A 14,256-nucleotide genomic window follows, 5' to 3' on the forward strand; every position below is an offset into this window, starting at 1 on the left:
CGGCAGCCGGCAGGTAATGCGCCAGCCTTACCCCGAGCGACACCGTGGTCATCGAGATGGCGACGATGACGACCAGAGCCGGCAGGTTGACGAAGCCGATCGTATAGGGCGGGAGACCGGGAAGGCCCCAGCCGGCAATCAGAAATCCGATAAATGATGGCACGGAGATCAGCAGCCCGAAGCCCGAGGACGTCGCCACTGCCTTCTGCACAGGCATGCCATAGAGCGTCATCGCCGGCACGCCGAAGGAGCCGCCACCGATGCCCATCATCGCCGAGAAAAAGCCGATGACCAGACCATAGACACTGGCCAGCGCCCGGCCCGGCAGGGTGTCCGACAGTTTCCAAAGGGGCCGGCTGATCAACATGTAGAACCCGAGCAGCATGCCGATCACCCCGAAGATCACCGACAGATTGGCCGAACGCAGCGAAGCGGCACCGACCACCCCGGCCAGCGCGCCGAGAGAAATGGCCGGTCCCCAGCGCTTCAGCACGGACCAGTCGACCGCGCCGCGCCGATGATGCATCAGCACCGAGCGTGCCGAGTTGAAGATGATGGTGCCGCCGGAGGTGGCGACACAGACCTGCATCAGGCGGTCGCTCTCATAGCCGAGGAACTCGAAGACATAATAGAGCACCGGCACCAGCACGACACCGCCGCCAATCCCGAGCATGCCAGCAATCAGGCCGGATACGGCACCGGTGGCGGCCAGGAAGATAAAGAGCAGAACAAAATCCATCGATCAGGCAATCTGTTTCAGGCTTGCGGCATTTTCGGCGATATCGAGGAACAGCGCCGTCATGACCTGCATGCCTTCACGGGCAATCGGCACCAGCGCATGCTCGTTGGGGCCGTGCTGGCCGCATTCGGCATGGGAGTGCGGAATCCAGATGGTCGGCAGCCCGAGGATGTCGGTAAAGGCATCGTTGGGCAGCGAACCGGCCAGATTGGGCAGCACGTGCGGCGGCTTTCCTGCTGAGCGCGTGAGCGAATTCTCGACAAAACGCACCCATGGATGATCCGGCGAAAACCGGGTCGCCCGGAACGCCTCGCCGCGGGCGGCACGAACTTCGACCATGGGAAAGCCATGGGCATCGAGATGGCGGCGCAACGCGGGGATGATGTCGTCCATGTCTGTGCCGACGACGAAGCGTAGCTGGCAGGTAGCCCGCGCCGAGCCGGAAATGGCATTTTGCGGCGCATCGATATTGCCGGACGACATGGCGAGCACGGCAAAGGAATTCCAGCCGAAGACGCGCTCGCTCGGGGTCAGATCGCTCTCGCCCCATTCGGCATCGTGACGGCGTGGCGGCAGATCGCTGAGCGTGGCGCGGATATCGGGCGTCAGGCTGGTCGGGCGCCATTCGGGAATTCGGATCTGGCCGCGGGCGTCGGTGATCGTCGCGATCGCCTGGGCCAGGATGATGGCGGGATCGGCCAGCAATCCGCCAAAATTGCCGGAATGATGGTCGCCGTCCCGCAGATTGACCATCAGATTGATCGACATGCCGCCGCGAGACCCCATGAACATGGTCGGCGTGTCGACCGCCAGACGCGGGCCGTCCGAGGCGATCAGCACATCGGCCGCCAGCCGTTCCCGGTTGGCCGTGAAGAATTCGCGTAGCCCGAAGGAGCCGGTCTCCTCGGCCATTTCAAGAATGATCCTGGCATTGAAACCGAGCCGGCCCTTTTCGCGGATCAGCAGTTCCAGCGCCTTGATGTTGATCAGATGCTGGATCTTGTTGTCGGCCGTGCCGCGGCCATAAAGCTTGTCGCCTTCTCTTACCAGGGTGAAGGGCTCGAGACCGTCCCGCCAGCGATGGGCCTCTCCGTTGCAGACATCGCCATGGCCATAGACCAGAACCGTCGGCAGGCTTTCGTCCTCGATGCGGCTGGCGATCAGCAGCGGAGCCCCGCCCTCGCGCGGATTGTCGAAAGTCTCGACGGCAAAGCCCATGGCCGACAGCAGGGGCTGCATATCTTCCTGCAGATAGGCGTAGAGATCCTCCCGCCGCCCTTCCGACTGGCTGACGGAGCGGCGCGCCACGAGCGCGGCCAGATCTGCGACCAGCCCTCCGCCATCGACATAATGGGTGGCGGCTTCGATCAGTTGTGTTCTGTCCATGGAATGCACTTACCTCGCTGCGTCGGCAGGCCCAAGGGCTGCCATATCTGGCGCTTCCCAGCCGCGGCCGGGCATGGCAGCGAGCAGTTGGCGCGTATAGGAATGTTGCGGATTGCCGAAAACGTCATCGACCGTGCCATATTCCACCACCTCGCCTTTCGACATGACGAGGATATGGTCGGAAATTTCGGCTGCCACCCGCAGATCGTGGGTGATGAAAATCACCGTCAGGCCAACGGCCTTGCGAATGTCGTCGAGCAGCTTCAGCACGTCCTTCTGTACGGAAACGTCGAGCGCCGACACGGCTTCATCGGCGATCAGGATTTTCGGCTCGACCATCAGGGCGCGGGCAATCGAGATGCGCTGGCGCTGGCCGCCGGAAAACTGCGCCGGATAGCGATCGAGCGCGTCCTCCTCCAGCCGGACGATCTTCAAAAGCGCTCGGGCCTTTTCCATGGCCTCTTTGCGCGGCACGCCGAAATTGACCGGCCCCTCGACCAGCAGGTCGCCAATCTTGCGGCGCGGATTGAGCGATCCATAGGGATCCTGAAAGACGATCTGGATATGTTTCCTGAACTCGCGCCGTCCAGCCGCGGTGGTCGTTTCCAGCCTCGAATTGCCGATCCAGACGGACCCTTCGTCAGGCTCCACAAGCCCCATCAGGCAGCGCACCAGGGTCGTCTTGCCGGACCCGGATTCCCCGACGATACCAAGCGTCTGGCCTTCCAGAACGGTAAAGTCCGTCGGCTTGACGGCATGCACCTTGCGGGCCGGCTTGAACATCGTCCGGGCGGTCGAATAGGTCTTTTCGATGCCGGCGACCCGAAGCGCGATCGGTGCAGACGTATCAGGATTGCCCTTGATACCGTGACGCTTCGGCACGGCATCGATCAGCATGCGCGTATAGGGATGACTCGGGCTGTTGAGCACCTGCTCGGCGGTGCCCTGCTCGACGACCACGCCTTTCTGCATGACCAAGACCCGATCGGCGAGTTCAGCCACCACGTCGAAATCATGGGTGACGAAAAGGATGCCGGCCTTGCGGCTTTCCTTCAATGCCTTGAACATGTCGAGGATCTGCGCCTGCGTCGTCACGTCGAGCGCCGTGGTCGGTTCGTCGGCAATCAGCAGCCGCGGCCCCATGGCGAGCGCAATGGCAATGACGATGCGCTGGCGCTGACCGCCCGACAATTGATGCGGATAGGCATGATAGAGGCGTTCGGGGTCGGGAAGACGCACCTCCTTCAGAAGCTCCATTGTCCGCGCCCGGCGCTCGGTCTTGGACATTTGCGCATGCGCCTCGAAGACTTCCTCGATCTGGTTGCCGACCGTATAGCACGGGTTGAGCGCGCTCATCGGCTCCTGGAAGATCATGCCCATTCGGCTGCCGCGCAGGCCGGCATGCTCGGCCTCGGACAGCTTCAGCACATCGCGGCCTTCAAAGAGGATTTCGCCCGCCGACGGTTTCAGGACTTTTGGCAGGAGACCCATGGCGGCAAAGGAGGTGATCGATTTTCCTGAGCCGGATTCCCCGACGATGCAGAGGATTTCGTTCTCGTGGATGTCGAGCGACAGGTTGCTGACGGCATGAGGCCGATCGCCGCCCTTTGGCAGGTCTATGGTCAGGTTGCGGATCGACAGGACGGGTGTGGCTGCGTGGGTCATCAGTTCCTGCCCTCCGGCGCGGTCACGTCGCGAATGCCGTCGCCCAGCATGTTGATGGAAAACACAAGGATGAACAGAGCGATGCCGGGAATGGTGATCAGCCAGCTTTCAAACAGCAGCATTTCCTTGCCCTCGGAAATCATCAGGCCCCAGGACGGTGTTGGCGGCTGCACGCCGAGCCCAAGGAAGGACAGTGCTGCTTCCAGGATGATGGCGTGGGCCATTTCGAGCGTGACGACGACGATCAGCTGGTTCATCACATTCGGCAGCACGTCCTTGAAGAGGATGCGCGGCAGGCTGGCGCCCAAAACTTCGGCCGCCGCGATATAGTCCATCTGACGCACCTGCATCGTGGCGCTGCGCAGCACCACCGCGAAACGATCCCAGAGCAGCATGCCGAGCACGGACACGACAACGGTCAACGATCCGCCGAACAGCGCAACCACCGCCAGCGCCACAAGCGTTGCCGGCAAAGCCAGCCGTACCGAGACGATGAACATCACCACCGCATCGACCTTGCCGCCGAAATAGCCGCCCAGAACACCGAGCGTCGTGCCGATCACAGCGGAGATCAGAGCCGCGGTAAAACCGATCAGCAGGGAGACGCGAGCGCCATAGATCAGTCGCGACAGGTAGTCCCGGCCCAGCGCATCGGTGCCGAGCAGATGTTTCCAGTCGCCGCCCAGAAAGACCGGTGGAGCAAGTCGTGCCAGCAGATCCTGCTTGTAGGGATCATAAGGGGCGATCAGCGGCGCGAAAAGCGCCGTAAGGCCGACAAACAGCAGGATCGAGAAACCGACCATGAAGCCGCGATGCTTCAGGGCCTTGCGGGCCAGCAGACGGGATGGCGCCGGCGATGCCGCGGGAAGACTGGGGCTGATGGTTTGAGAGGTGTGGCTCATGTCAGGCAGTCCTCAAGCGGGGATCGAGCCATGCGTTCAAGACATCGGCGAGGAAAGTGAAGGTGATGTAGAACATCGCGAAGATCAGGATGAGCGCCTGCATGGTCGGCAGATCGTTGCGGGAGATCGATTCCCAAGCCAGGTAACCCGCTCCATGCAGCGCGAAGATGGTTTCCACCACGACCGAACCGCCGAACATGAAGCCAAGCTGCACCGCCGCCAGGCTGACGACCGGGATGATGGCGTTGCGCAGGGCATGCTTGAACAAAACCCGCCGAGGCTTGATCCCCTTGGCTCTTGCTGTGCGGATATAGTCGGCCGATAGCACGTCCAGCATGCCGGCTCGTGTCAGCCGCATGATGGCCGGCGTCGCGTAATAGCCGAGCACGATCATCGGCAGGATGTAGCCGGTCCATTGCCGGGTTCCGGAGGCCGGCACCCATCCGAGATTGACCGAGAAGACCACGATCAGGATGAGGCCGAACCAGAAGCTCGGGATCGCCTGCCCGACGACGGCAATGCCGAGCGCCAGCCGGTCGATCAGCGTATTGGGAAAGGCGGCGGCCAGAACGCCCATGGGAATAGCCAGCAGCAGGGCGAAGCTCATGCCGAGAAAACCGATGGTCATCGTCACCGGCAGCCGTTCGGCGATCATGCCCGAGACTGGAGTCTTGAAGTAATAGCTCATGCCGAAATCGCCGGAGAGCGCACGCATCAGCCAGTCGACATACTGAACGAGCAACGGTCGGTCGAAACCGTATTGGCTGCGAACCGCGGCGATCACCTCTCCTGAAGCGCCCTCACCGGCAATGGCAATCGCCGGATCGCCGGCCATGAACAGAAGAATGAAGCTGATGAAGGACACCGTCAGCGCAACCAGCGCCGCCATGCCGATCTTGGTCAGGACAAATTTCAGCATCTGAAACCCTCAAGCAGGCGGTCTCGCGGCTTTGCGATCTCGACATGCCTCTCAAACAGGAAGCTCAAATCCGGACCGGGTCGCCGGAAGGCGGCGTCCCGGCCCAGCGGTGCAGATGTCACTTCCAGCCGATCTCATAGAAACGCACCAGTTCGTCCGGGGTCGGCGTGAAGGAGATGTCGCCGCTCATGACGTAGTTGGTGGAATAGTTCCACAACGGCACCCAATAGGCCTTGTCGGCGATCACCGAGAGGGCCTGTGTGTAGAGCGCTTTACGTTCGACCGAATCGATCGAGGAATCGGCCTTTTCCAGCAGATCGGACAGGCTCTTGTCGCGTGCGTCATCTTCGCCGCCCATGGTGAAGAACTCGCTGGTAATGGCCGAGACATCGGCAATCGAGTTGGAGCCCCAGGTCATGAAGGAAAGTGGCGCACCTTCCTTGATGCGCTTTTCGCGCAGTGCCGCATATTGCATGTAGTTGAGATTGGCCTTGATGCCGATTTCGGCCAGCATGCCGATCATCGCTTCGGCCAGCGGCCGGTCGCGATAGGCATAGAATTCAACCTCGATGCCGTCGGGATAGCCGGCTTCCGCCAGCAGCGCCTTGGCCTTTGCCGGATCGTAGGCATAGGTCGCAACGTCCTTGTCGCAGCCGAACTGGCTAGGCGAGCAGGCGCTGTTAATTACTTCCGTCGTGCCCTTCATCAACGCCGCGACGATACCGTCGCGGTTGATCGCGTGATAGATCGCCTGGCGGACCTTGAGGTTCGTCATCGGGTTCTTGTCGCCCGAGCGGCCGGCCGCGTCGAGTGAGAGATAGCCGACGCGCATGGTCGGGGCATTGATCACCTGGAAGCTGTCGCGGCCAGTCATCTTGTCGGCCTGGTCGGACGGAACCTGCCAGACCAGATCGATCGTGCCGTTGAAAAGCTCGGCCATCTGCGTGTTGATGTCCGGGATGGTGCGAATATCGATGGTGCCGACCTTGGCTTTCGGCTTGGCAGCGGCAAAATAGCCCTCGTTGCGCTTCAGCACGAAATGTTTGCCCGGTTCGACGGTCTCGAATTTATAAGGACCCGTTCCGATCGGCTTGGTGGCAACGCCGGCCGGGCCGACGGCTTTGTAATATTCATCGGGATGGATGATGACCGGGCCGGCCAGGTATTCGAGAGCGGCGGGAAATGGCCCGTTGGTGAGGATGCGCACCTTGAACTGGTCGATCTTTTCGGCCTGCTTGATCCATCCCGTCGCCACCTTGTTCTTGGCGCCGTTCTTCGGATCAACCGTGAAGTTCAGCGTAAAGACGACATCATCGGCATCAAAGGCTTCGCCATTGTGGAACTTGACGCCTTCGCGCAGCGTCAGCTCCAGCGTGGTGGAATCCACCCAGGTCCAGCTGGTCGCCAGATTGCCGACATACTCTCCGGTCGCCGGGTCGCGATAGAGAAGCCCATCCCAGACGGCGTTTCCGAGCAGGATGCCCTCGCGCGCCGTGTTGAAATAGGGATCGACATGCTCGAGTTCCTTCGCAAACGCGATGGAGACGGTGTCGTCCGCCTTACCGGCCCAGGCGGAACTTGCAAACAGGAATGCGGGCAGAAGAGCGGCGGCGGCGGCGGCGGCGGCCGTAGTCTTTGTCAATTTCATTCTCATTCCCCTTATTTTTGCCTATTTTATAGGCCTTTGCGGTTTATGGATTTATCGTACTCACTTTTCTATGTTTGTATACAATATTCTTCTATTGCGCACATGTTTGGATAATTGCATACGCCGCTTGTCAAATTCCCCAGATCACACGACAATATGCGTGGAGGACCGCCATGAACTTAGCCGCATCAAAAACGCCAACGGCCGACGTGCTCTATGAGCGCATTGAGACGATGATTGCCGAAGGACAGGTCAAGGATGGCGAGCGCCTCGACGAAGTGCGCCTTGCCCGGGATTTCGGCGTATCGCGCACCCCTTTGCGCGAGGCGTTGCGTCTTCTGTCGGCGACGGGCCTCATCGAACTCATCCCCAATCGCGGCGCCTTCGTGCGCCAGCCGGACTTCACCCGACTTGTGGAAATGTTCGAAGTGATGGCGGAGGTCGAAGCCTGGTGTGCGCGGCTGGCGGCCGGCCGCATCACCAAGGCGCAGCTGCTGCTTCTGCGCAAAGCCGCCTCTGCCTGCGAAGCAGCCCTTCAGGCGCAGGACTACAAGCGCTACTATGTCGAAAACGCCACGTTTCACACGATGATCTACGAGGCGTCCGGCAACGGCTTCCTGGCCGAAGAAGCCGGCAATCTGCACAGGCGCCTCAAGCCCTTCCGGCAGGCGCAGCTCTCCTTCGGCGACCGCCTGTCGCAGTCGATGATGGAGCACCGCGAAATCCTGCTGGCCCTTGAAGCGGGCGACGCGGCGCGTGCCGATTCCGTGATGCGCGACCATATCCGCGTCCAGGGCAGTATCTATGAGGAATACCGCCAATCGATGAGCGGAGAGCGGGAGGCCTCTGGCCGGCAAGCCTCGTGAGACCTGCCGCCGATTTCGGGCAGCCGCGTCGCCGAACATCATGGAAATAGCAGAAGCTCTGACACCGCAGCCCCCATCGTCAGACCGGATATCGTCCTGACGATGCCCGCCTTGTCGATGCCGTAGTGGCGATAGAGATCCTGTACCGTGCCGGTCTGACCAAAATGCTCGACCCCGAGCGGTATCGTCCGGTGGCCGTGAACGGCACCAAGCCAGGCAAGGCCTGCGGGATGCCCGTCGGTGACGGTAACAAGGGTGCAATGGGGCGGAAGGTCGGCGAGCAGGGTCTCGACATGACCGGATGCCCGGCTGACGCCGCGCCGCCGTGCCCGCTGGGCCGCGGTCCAGCCGGCGTTCAGGCGATCCGCGGAGGTGACGGCCAGCACGCCGATATCCCGTCGGCTCTCGCCGAGCAGCCCGGCCGCCGCAATCACTTCCGGCGCGATAGAGCCCTGATAGACCAGCACGACATCGGCATTCGGACCGGGAGGCTTCAGCCAATAGCCACCATCGATGACGCCCTGGCGGAAGTGCGGGTCGCTGCGCGGCGCCGGCTGTTCGAGCGGCCGCGTCGTCAGCCGCAGATAGACGGAGCCGCCCGTCTCGTCGCGCAACCAGGTGCGTTCGTCCGGCTGACCGTCGCCATCGCGCTGCATATAATCGAAAGACCAGTCCATGATGATGGCCAGTTCGTCGAGGAAGGCCGGCTCGAAACTCGCCAGCCCATCCTGGCTGATACCGATCAGCGGCGTGGCGATCGACTGGTGTGCGCCGCCCTCCGGCGCCAGCGTGATGCCGGACGGCGTGCCGACGATCATGAAGCGGGCATCCTGGTAGCAGGCATAGTTCAGCGCATCGAGACCGCGGCAGATGAAGGGATCATAAACCGTGCCGATCGGCAGCAGGCGCTCGCCGAACAGCGAATGGGAGAGACCGGCGGCAGCCAGCAGCAGGAAGAGGTTCATCTCGGCAATGCCGAGTTCGATATGTTGCCCCTCCGGCGAGAAATGCCATTTCTGCGCGGACGGCACCCGTTCGTCGCGAAACGTATCGGCCCGCGCATCGCGGGCAAACAGGCCACGCCGGTTGACCCAGGGGCCGAGATTGGTCGAGACAGTGACATCCGGGGCCGTCGTCACGATCCGGGCGGCCAATGCCGTGTCGGTCTTTGCCAATGCATCGAGGATCTTGCCGAAGCCGGCCTGCGTCGACAGAACGCGATCCTCCAGCAGGACCGGCCCCGCTGTCGCAATGCGCTCCGCCTTGAAGCGTCGAGGCCCCGGCTCAAAGAATGGTACACGGGCGAGGAAAGCCTTTGCATCGGCGCTGTCGACCATTGTCGAAAACGGGTCCCACTCCGCGCCGGGTGCAACCTGCATCGCCGCCTGGAAATCGGCCATTTGGCTTGTTGTCATCAGGCCGGCATGATTGTCCTTGTGACCGGCAAGCGGCGTGCCCCAGCCCTTGATCGTATAGGCCAGGAAGACCGTCGGCCTGTCGTGGTCAATGCTGTCGAACGCATCGGTCAGCGCCGTCAGGCAATGGCCGCCGAGATTGTTCATGAGGTCAGCCAGTTCGGCATCGGAACGCCGCTCGATCAGCGCCGCCACGCCGCCCTGGTCGCCGATCTCGTCGAGCAGTCGGCGCCGCCAGGCGGCCCCGCCCTGGAAGGTCAGTGCGGCATAAAGCTGGTTCGGGCAGGCGTCGATCCAGTCCTACAGGCGCGCTCCACCCGGCTCGGCGAACGCCGCGTTCTGCAGCGCGCCGTATTTGATGATCACGACATCCCAGCCGAAGGCCTTGAAAATAGCCTCGATACGCTGCCACAGACCTTCGCGCACCACGCCGTCAAGGCTCTGGCGATTGTAGTCGATGACCCACCAGGTATTGCGCAGGTCATGCTTCCAGCCTTCCTGCAAGCACTCGTAGACATTGCCTTCATCCAGCTCGGCATCACCGACCAGGGCAATCATCCGCCCGAGCGGACGCTTCTGCGCCCAGGGTCTGGCGGCGATGTAATCCTGTACCATCGACGCAAAGGCCGTCACGCCGACGCCGAGGCCGACCGAACCGGTGGAGAAATCGACATCGTCGATATCCTTGGTGCGGCTCGGATAGGACTGCGCACCGCCGAAACCACAAAATTCTCGAGCTTGTCGCGGGTCTGGTTGCCCATCAGATACTGGATGGCATGAAACACCGGCGAAGCATGCGGCTTGACCGCGATGCGATCCTCCGGGCCCAGCACATGGCAATAGAGCGCCGTCAGGATGGAGGCCATCGAGGCCGAGGAGGCCTGATGGCCGCCGACCTTGACCTCACCCTTTTCGCGCAAGTGATTGGCATTGTGGATCATCCAGCAGGCAAGCCACAGCACCTGCTTCTCGATGGATTTCAGAATTGCGATATCGGTGCTTGTCACGACCGTCTCCCAGTCACGCGTTCACGCCTGATGAGGATCCGCCGGCGGCTTTTCGCCTTGCTCTGGCCGGATCCCGTTCCCATGTCTGCAACACCCGGCCGGATGATCATCCGGCCGGGTGGCCCTAGCAAGGCGTCAGCCGTTGCGAAACGTATAGGCATAGCCATTGATGGCCGGGGCACCGCCGAGATGGGCGTAAAGCACCTTCGAGCCTTCTGGGAAGTAACCCTTCTTGACCAGGTCGATCATGCCCTGCATCGACTTGCCTTCATAGACCGGGTCGGTGATCATGCCTTCGAGGCGGGCGCAGAGCCGGATGGCCTCCTTGGTCTCGTCGGACGGCACGCCGTAGACCGGATAGGCATAATCCTCGATCAGGATGATGTCGTCCAATGTCAGGTCACGGCCAAGCTCGACGAGTTCGGCGGTGCGTTGTGCGATCTCCAAGACCTGAGCCTTGGTCTGGGTCGGCGTGAACGAAGCGTCGATACCGATGACATTGCGCTCGCGGCCATCCATGGCAAAGCCGACCGTCATGCCGGCATGGGTGGAACCGGTCACCGTGCAGACGACGATATAGTCGAACTTGAAGCCGAGCTCGGCCTCCTGGGCGCGCACCTCCTCGGCAAAGCCGACATAGCCGAGACCACCGTATTTGTGCACCGAAGCCCCGGCCGGAATGGGATAGGGCTTGCCGCCCTTGGCCTTGACGTCCTCGATGGCATCTTCCCAACTCTGGCGGATGCCGATATCGAAGCCCTCATCCACCATCTGCACATCCGCGCCCATGATCCGGCTCAGCAGAATATTGCCGACCCGGTCGTAGACGGCATCTTCGTGCGGCACCCAGCTCTCCTGCACCAACCGGCACTTGAAGCCGATCTTGGCGGCAACGGCGGCAATCATCCGCGTATGGTTAGACTGCACGCCGCCGATCGAGACCAGCGTGTCGGCATTGGAGGCGATCGCATCGGGAATGATGTATTCGAGCTTGCGCAGCTTGTTGCCACCGAAGGCCAGACCCGAATTGCAGTCCTCGCGCTTGGCATAGAGCTCGACCTTGCCGCCGAGATGCTCCGAGAGCCTTTCCAGCTTCTCGATATGGGTCTGTCCGAATGTGAGCGGATAGCGCTCGAATTTTTCCAGCATGGGATCCCCTTCTGCTTGTTATGACACAGAGGAAACGCTACCATTGCTCGGATGAAAGGTGCTCTCTAAGTTGAACTTGATATTTCGTGAAATCTATTCAAAATCCAGATAGGAATTGCATATATTCCGTCATTCTCGTATTTTCGGAAGATTCTTTCATGGCCACGGAACTGGACCGCATCGACCTGAAAATGCTCCGGCTGTTGCAAAACAACGGGCGGCTCAGCAATGCCGATTTGGCGCAAATGGTCGATGTCAGCGCCGCGACCTGTCATCGCCGCACCCAGCGGCTTTTCGAAGAGGGCTATATCAAGTCGGTCAGAGCCATGGTCGAGCCGCAGAAGGTCGACCGCGGTGCGCTGGTCATGGTCGGCGTGGTGTTGGATCGCTCGACACCGGAAAGCTTCGGCACCTTTGAAAAGGCTGTGGCCAAGCTGACTTTTGTGCTGGATTGCAATCTGGTCGCGGGCGATTTCGATTACTTCCTGAAGATCCGCGTCCGCGACATGGCGGATTTCAACCGCATCCATGGCACACAGCTGATCGCCCTGCCCGGCGTGCGTCAGACCCGCACTTTTTTCGTGATGAAGGAAGTGGTCGACAATGCGCCGCTGAACTTTTGACAGGTGCTTCCAGCAGGCAGAATCGGAAGCGAGCTCAGGCGGCGGGCGCAACACTCGACCGTGATACTACGCCATAGTTCGAGAACACCGTTTTGAATGGGCAGTTTTGCCCTCATGTCTCGAAAATGCCTGGAAATTCGCATTCCCATAAGCACTTCTTTGCTTCAACTCTTTGGCGATGCCAACCGCGTCGTCATGGTTGGTACCGGTGGCGATGAATGCCACGGTTTTACCGGAGTCGCCGTGATGGACGAGCCCATGTACCTGACTGCGGAAGAGGTCGCTGAGCGCTATCGCGAAGCCATAAGCGTAGGCACGTTGCGGAACTGGCGTGCTATGCGGGTGGGGACCCCGTTCCTCAAGATCGGAAAAGCCGTGCTTTATTCAAGGCTGGCCTTGGAGGAATGGGACCGAAAGCACATGGTGGCCTGCAACAATGCGCATGATATTGGTGTCAGCGACTAAGCCGCCTAAGCCAGCCGCATATTTCATGGGAACGGCCCTCGGCACGGCTCGCGTGCATTTTCACTCCCATATCTAGAGCGCGTCCGCTTTACTCGGGGTCATATCCGCACGATTTGAAGTAGTTGGCGCATTCTTGTGGTTCGAACAGCGTGACGATCTGGCCGACGGTATTCCATAAGCCCTCGACCGTTCGCTCAGCTTTGGCGCGCAAGACGGCCTTGAGCTTCGCGAAGGCCTTCTCGATGGGGTTGAAGTCTGGACTGTAGGGAGGAAGGTAGAGCAACCGGCACCCCGCGCCTTCGATTGCGAGACGCACGCCCTCCGCCTTATGTGCCGGCAGGTTGTCCATGATGACGATGTCGCCCGGCACCAAGGTTGGAATGAGAACCTGTTCGACATAGGCTTGGAACGCGACGCCGTTCATCGCACCGTCGAGGACCATGGGCGCGGTCATGCCGGATAGCCTGAGCGCGCCGGTAAATGTCGTTGTCTTCCAGTGCCCGTGCGGGATCGGTGAGCGGCAGCGATCTCCGCAATTGGCCCGTCCGCGAAGCCGAGACATTTTCGTGCTCAGGCCGGTTTCATCGATGAAGACGAGGCGCGCCGGATCGAGGTCGAGTTGGCCGTCGAACCAGTCCTGGCGACGTTTCAGCAGGTCAGGACGGTCCTGCTCCAGTGCATGTGCGGTCTTTTTTTGAAAGTCCAGCCGCGCTTTCGCAGCCAGACGTCAAGCGCACTGCGGTCGATCGATACGGCTCTGTCCTCATGCAATCGCAGAACCATCTCGTTAAGCGTGATGTCCTTTTCATCTTCGATCATGCCGATGATGAAGTCCTCGTGAGCATCCAGGCGCGAGCCGCCGCGTCGGCCCTGCTTCGCAGGCGTCAACCGACCCGCCCGTGCGCTGGCGATCCACGCGATGGCCGTTGAAATGCCGATTCCAAATCGGGCCGCTGCTGAGCGTGCCGACATGCCATCCCGTGACGCAGCCAGAACGCGGTTACGCAGATCATCACTGAAAGCTCGGGTCATATTGCCTCCGACCAAATCACCAGTCGGAGCCATGGAATCAGAATTTGGCCACCGGGGGAATCCTCAACGCGATTCCGCGTTCAATGGACGTGCTCTAAGTGTGTGACGCGCGCTGAAACCGCGATTTCCCGGCACGAGCTGTGAAGCATCAGCGCCTCCACGCCTCAATTCACCTCCAGTCACCTTTCCTAGTAGTCGAATCCATCTCGCGATTGTTCGACCCTAATGGCTCCTAAGCAGCGTATTGACCCGCAGAAAATGATGATCAATGATGACCCTGCCAGGCTCGGGATGCTTGGACATGATCGTGCGAGATAATCACTGCCAGTCAGTTACCGCAGGCACCAGAGCCATACCCCCTTCCATTTCCTCAATATAACTTACTGATTTTACTAACCAAATCGGAACAGCAGGAGTACTCCACAAGCACCCCTCTTTAA

The 14,256-nt window shown here is 60.9% G+C and carries 11 protein-coding genes and 1 pseudogene; 3 read left to right on the forward strand and 9 right to left on the reverse strand.

The features are described 5' to 3' along the window. The 6 genes from PDO_RS17475 to PDO_RS17500 all read right to left on the reverse strand — a co-directional run. The coding region (locus PDO_RS17475; protein WP_007605072.1) for a sulfite exporter TauE/SafE family protein at positions 1-739 on the reverse strand (739 nt) is incomplete at its 3' end. 3 nt (positions 740-742) lie between these two features. Further along, positions 743-2,125: a M20 family metallopeptidase gene (locus PDO_RS17480; RefSeq protein WP_007605074.1), complete on the reverse strand. Its 1,383-nt coding sequence runs from the start codon at positions 2,123-2,125 to the stop codon at positions 743-745. 9 nt (positions 2,126-2,134) lie between these two features. Continuing rightward, a complete protein-coding gene (locus tag PDO_RS17485; protein ID WP_007605076.1) occupies positions 2,135-3,790 on the reverse strand; it encodes a dipeptide ABC transporter ATP-binding protein in 1,656 nt (551 codons plus the stop codon). Beyond that, the gene (locus tag PDO_RS17490) at positions 3,790-4,692 is read right to left on the reverse strand and encodes an ABC transporter permease (RefSeq protein ID WP_007605078.1); all 903 of its coding nucleotides are present in this window, start codon (positions 4,690-4,692) and stop codon (positions 3,790-3,792) included. The genes PDO_RS17485 and PDO_RS17490 overlap by 1 nt, the downstream gene beginning before the upstream one ends. Position 4,693: 1 nt before the next feature. Next, positions 4,694-5,611, reverse strand: a complete 918-nt coding sequence (locus tag PDO_RS17495) for an ABC transporter permease (RefSeq protein WP_007605080.1) — start codon at positions 5,609-5,611, stop codon at positions 4,694-4,696. A 118-nt stretch (positions 5,612-5,729) separates the two neighbouring features. Beyond that, positions 5,730-7,259: an ABC transporter substrate-binding protein gene (locus tag PDO_RS17500; protein WP_007605082.1), complete on the reverse strand. Its 1,530-nt coding sequence runs from the start codon at positions 7,257-7,259 to the stop codon at positions 5,730-5,732. A gap of 173 nt (positions 7,260-7,432) precedes the next feature. Between PDO_RS17500 and PDO_RS17505 the strand changes: the two genes are divergently transcribed. After that, entirely contained in the window at positions 7,433-8,125 is a 693-nt protein-coding gene (locus PDO_RS17505) for a GntR family transcriptional regulator (protein WP_007605084.1), read from the forward strand. Positions 8,126-8,163: 38 nt separating this feature from the next. Here the strand turns inward: PDO_RS17505 and PDO_RS17510 are convergent. Then, a pseudogene (locus PDO_RS17510) lies at positions 8,164-10,481 on the reverse strand (transketolase-like TK C-terminal-containing protein). 201 nt (positions 10,482-10,682) lie between these two features. After that, positions 10,683-11,696, reverse strand: a complete 1,014-nt coding sequence (locus PDO_RS17515) for a 1-aminocyclopropane-1-carboxylate deaminase (RefSeq protein ID WP_007605092.1) — start codon at positions 11,694-11,696, stop codon at positions 10,683-10,685. Positions 11,697-11,854: 158 nt separating this feature from the next. On the opposite strand from PDO_RS17515, the gene PDO_RS17520 reads away from it, so the two are divergent. Together PDO_RS17520 and PDO_RS29490 are read left to right on the forward strand one after the other, a co-directional pair. Beyond that, complete coding sequence (locus PDO_RS17520; RefSeq protein ID WP_007605093.1) at positions 11,855-12,319, forward strand: Lrp/AsnC family transcriptional regulator; 465 nt, start codon at positions 11,855-11,857, stop codon at positions 12,317-12,319. Between the two features lie 96 nt (positions 12,320-12,415). Further along, on the forward strand, positions 12,416-12,784 hold the full coding sequence (locus PDO_RS29490) for a helix-turn-helix domain-containing protein (protein ID WP_007605095.1): 369 nt from the start codon (positions 12,416-12,418) through the stop codon (positions 12,782-12,784). Positions 12,785-12,872: 88 nt separating this feature from the next. Here the strand turns inward: PDO_RS29490 and PDO_RS27355 are convergent. Next, a protein-coding gene (locus PDO_RS27355) for an IS630 family transposase (protein ID WP_244426480.1) occupies positions 12,873-13,816 on the reverse strand; the annotation gives its coding sequence in 2 pieces (ribosomal slippage) (positions 12,873-13,492 and positions 13,492-13,816; 945 coding nt in all). Positions 13,817-14,256 lie beyond the last annotated feature (440 nt).

It is taken from the genome of Rhizobium sp. PDO1-076 (assembly GCF_000247475.1).
In the GTDB taxonomy this organism is placed as follows: Bacteria; Pseudomonadota; Alphaproteobacteria; order Rhizobiales; family Rhizobiaceae; genus Allorhizobium.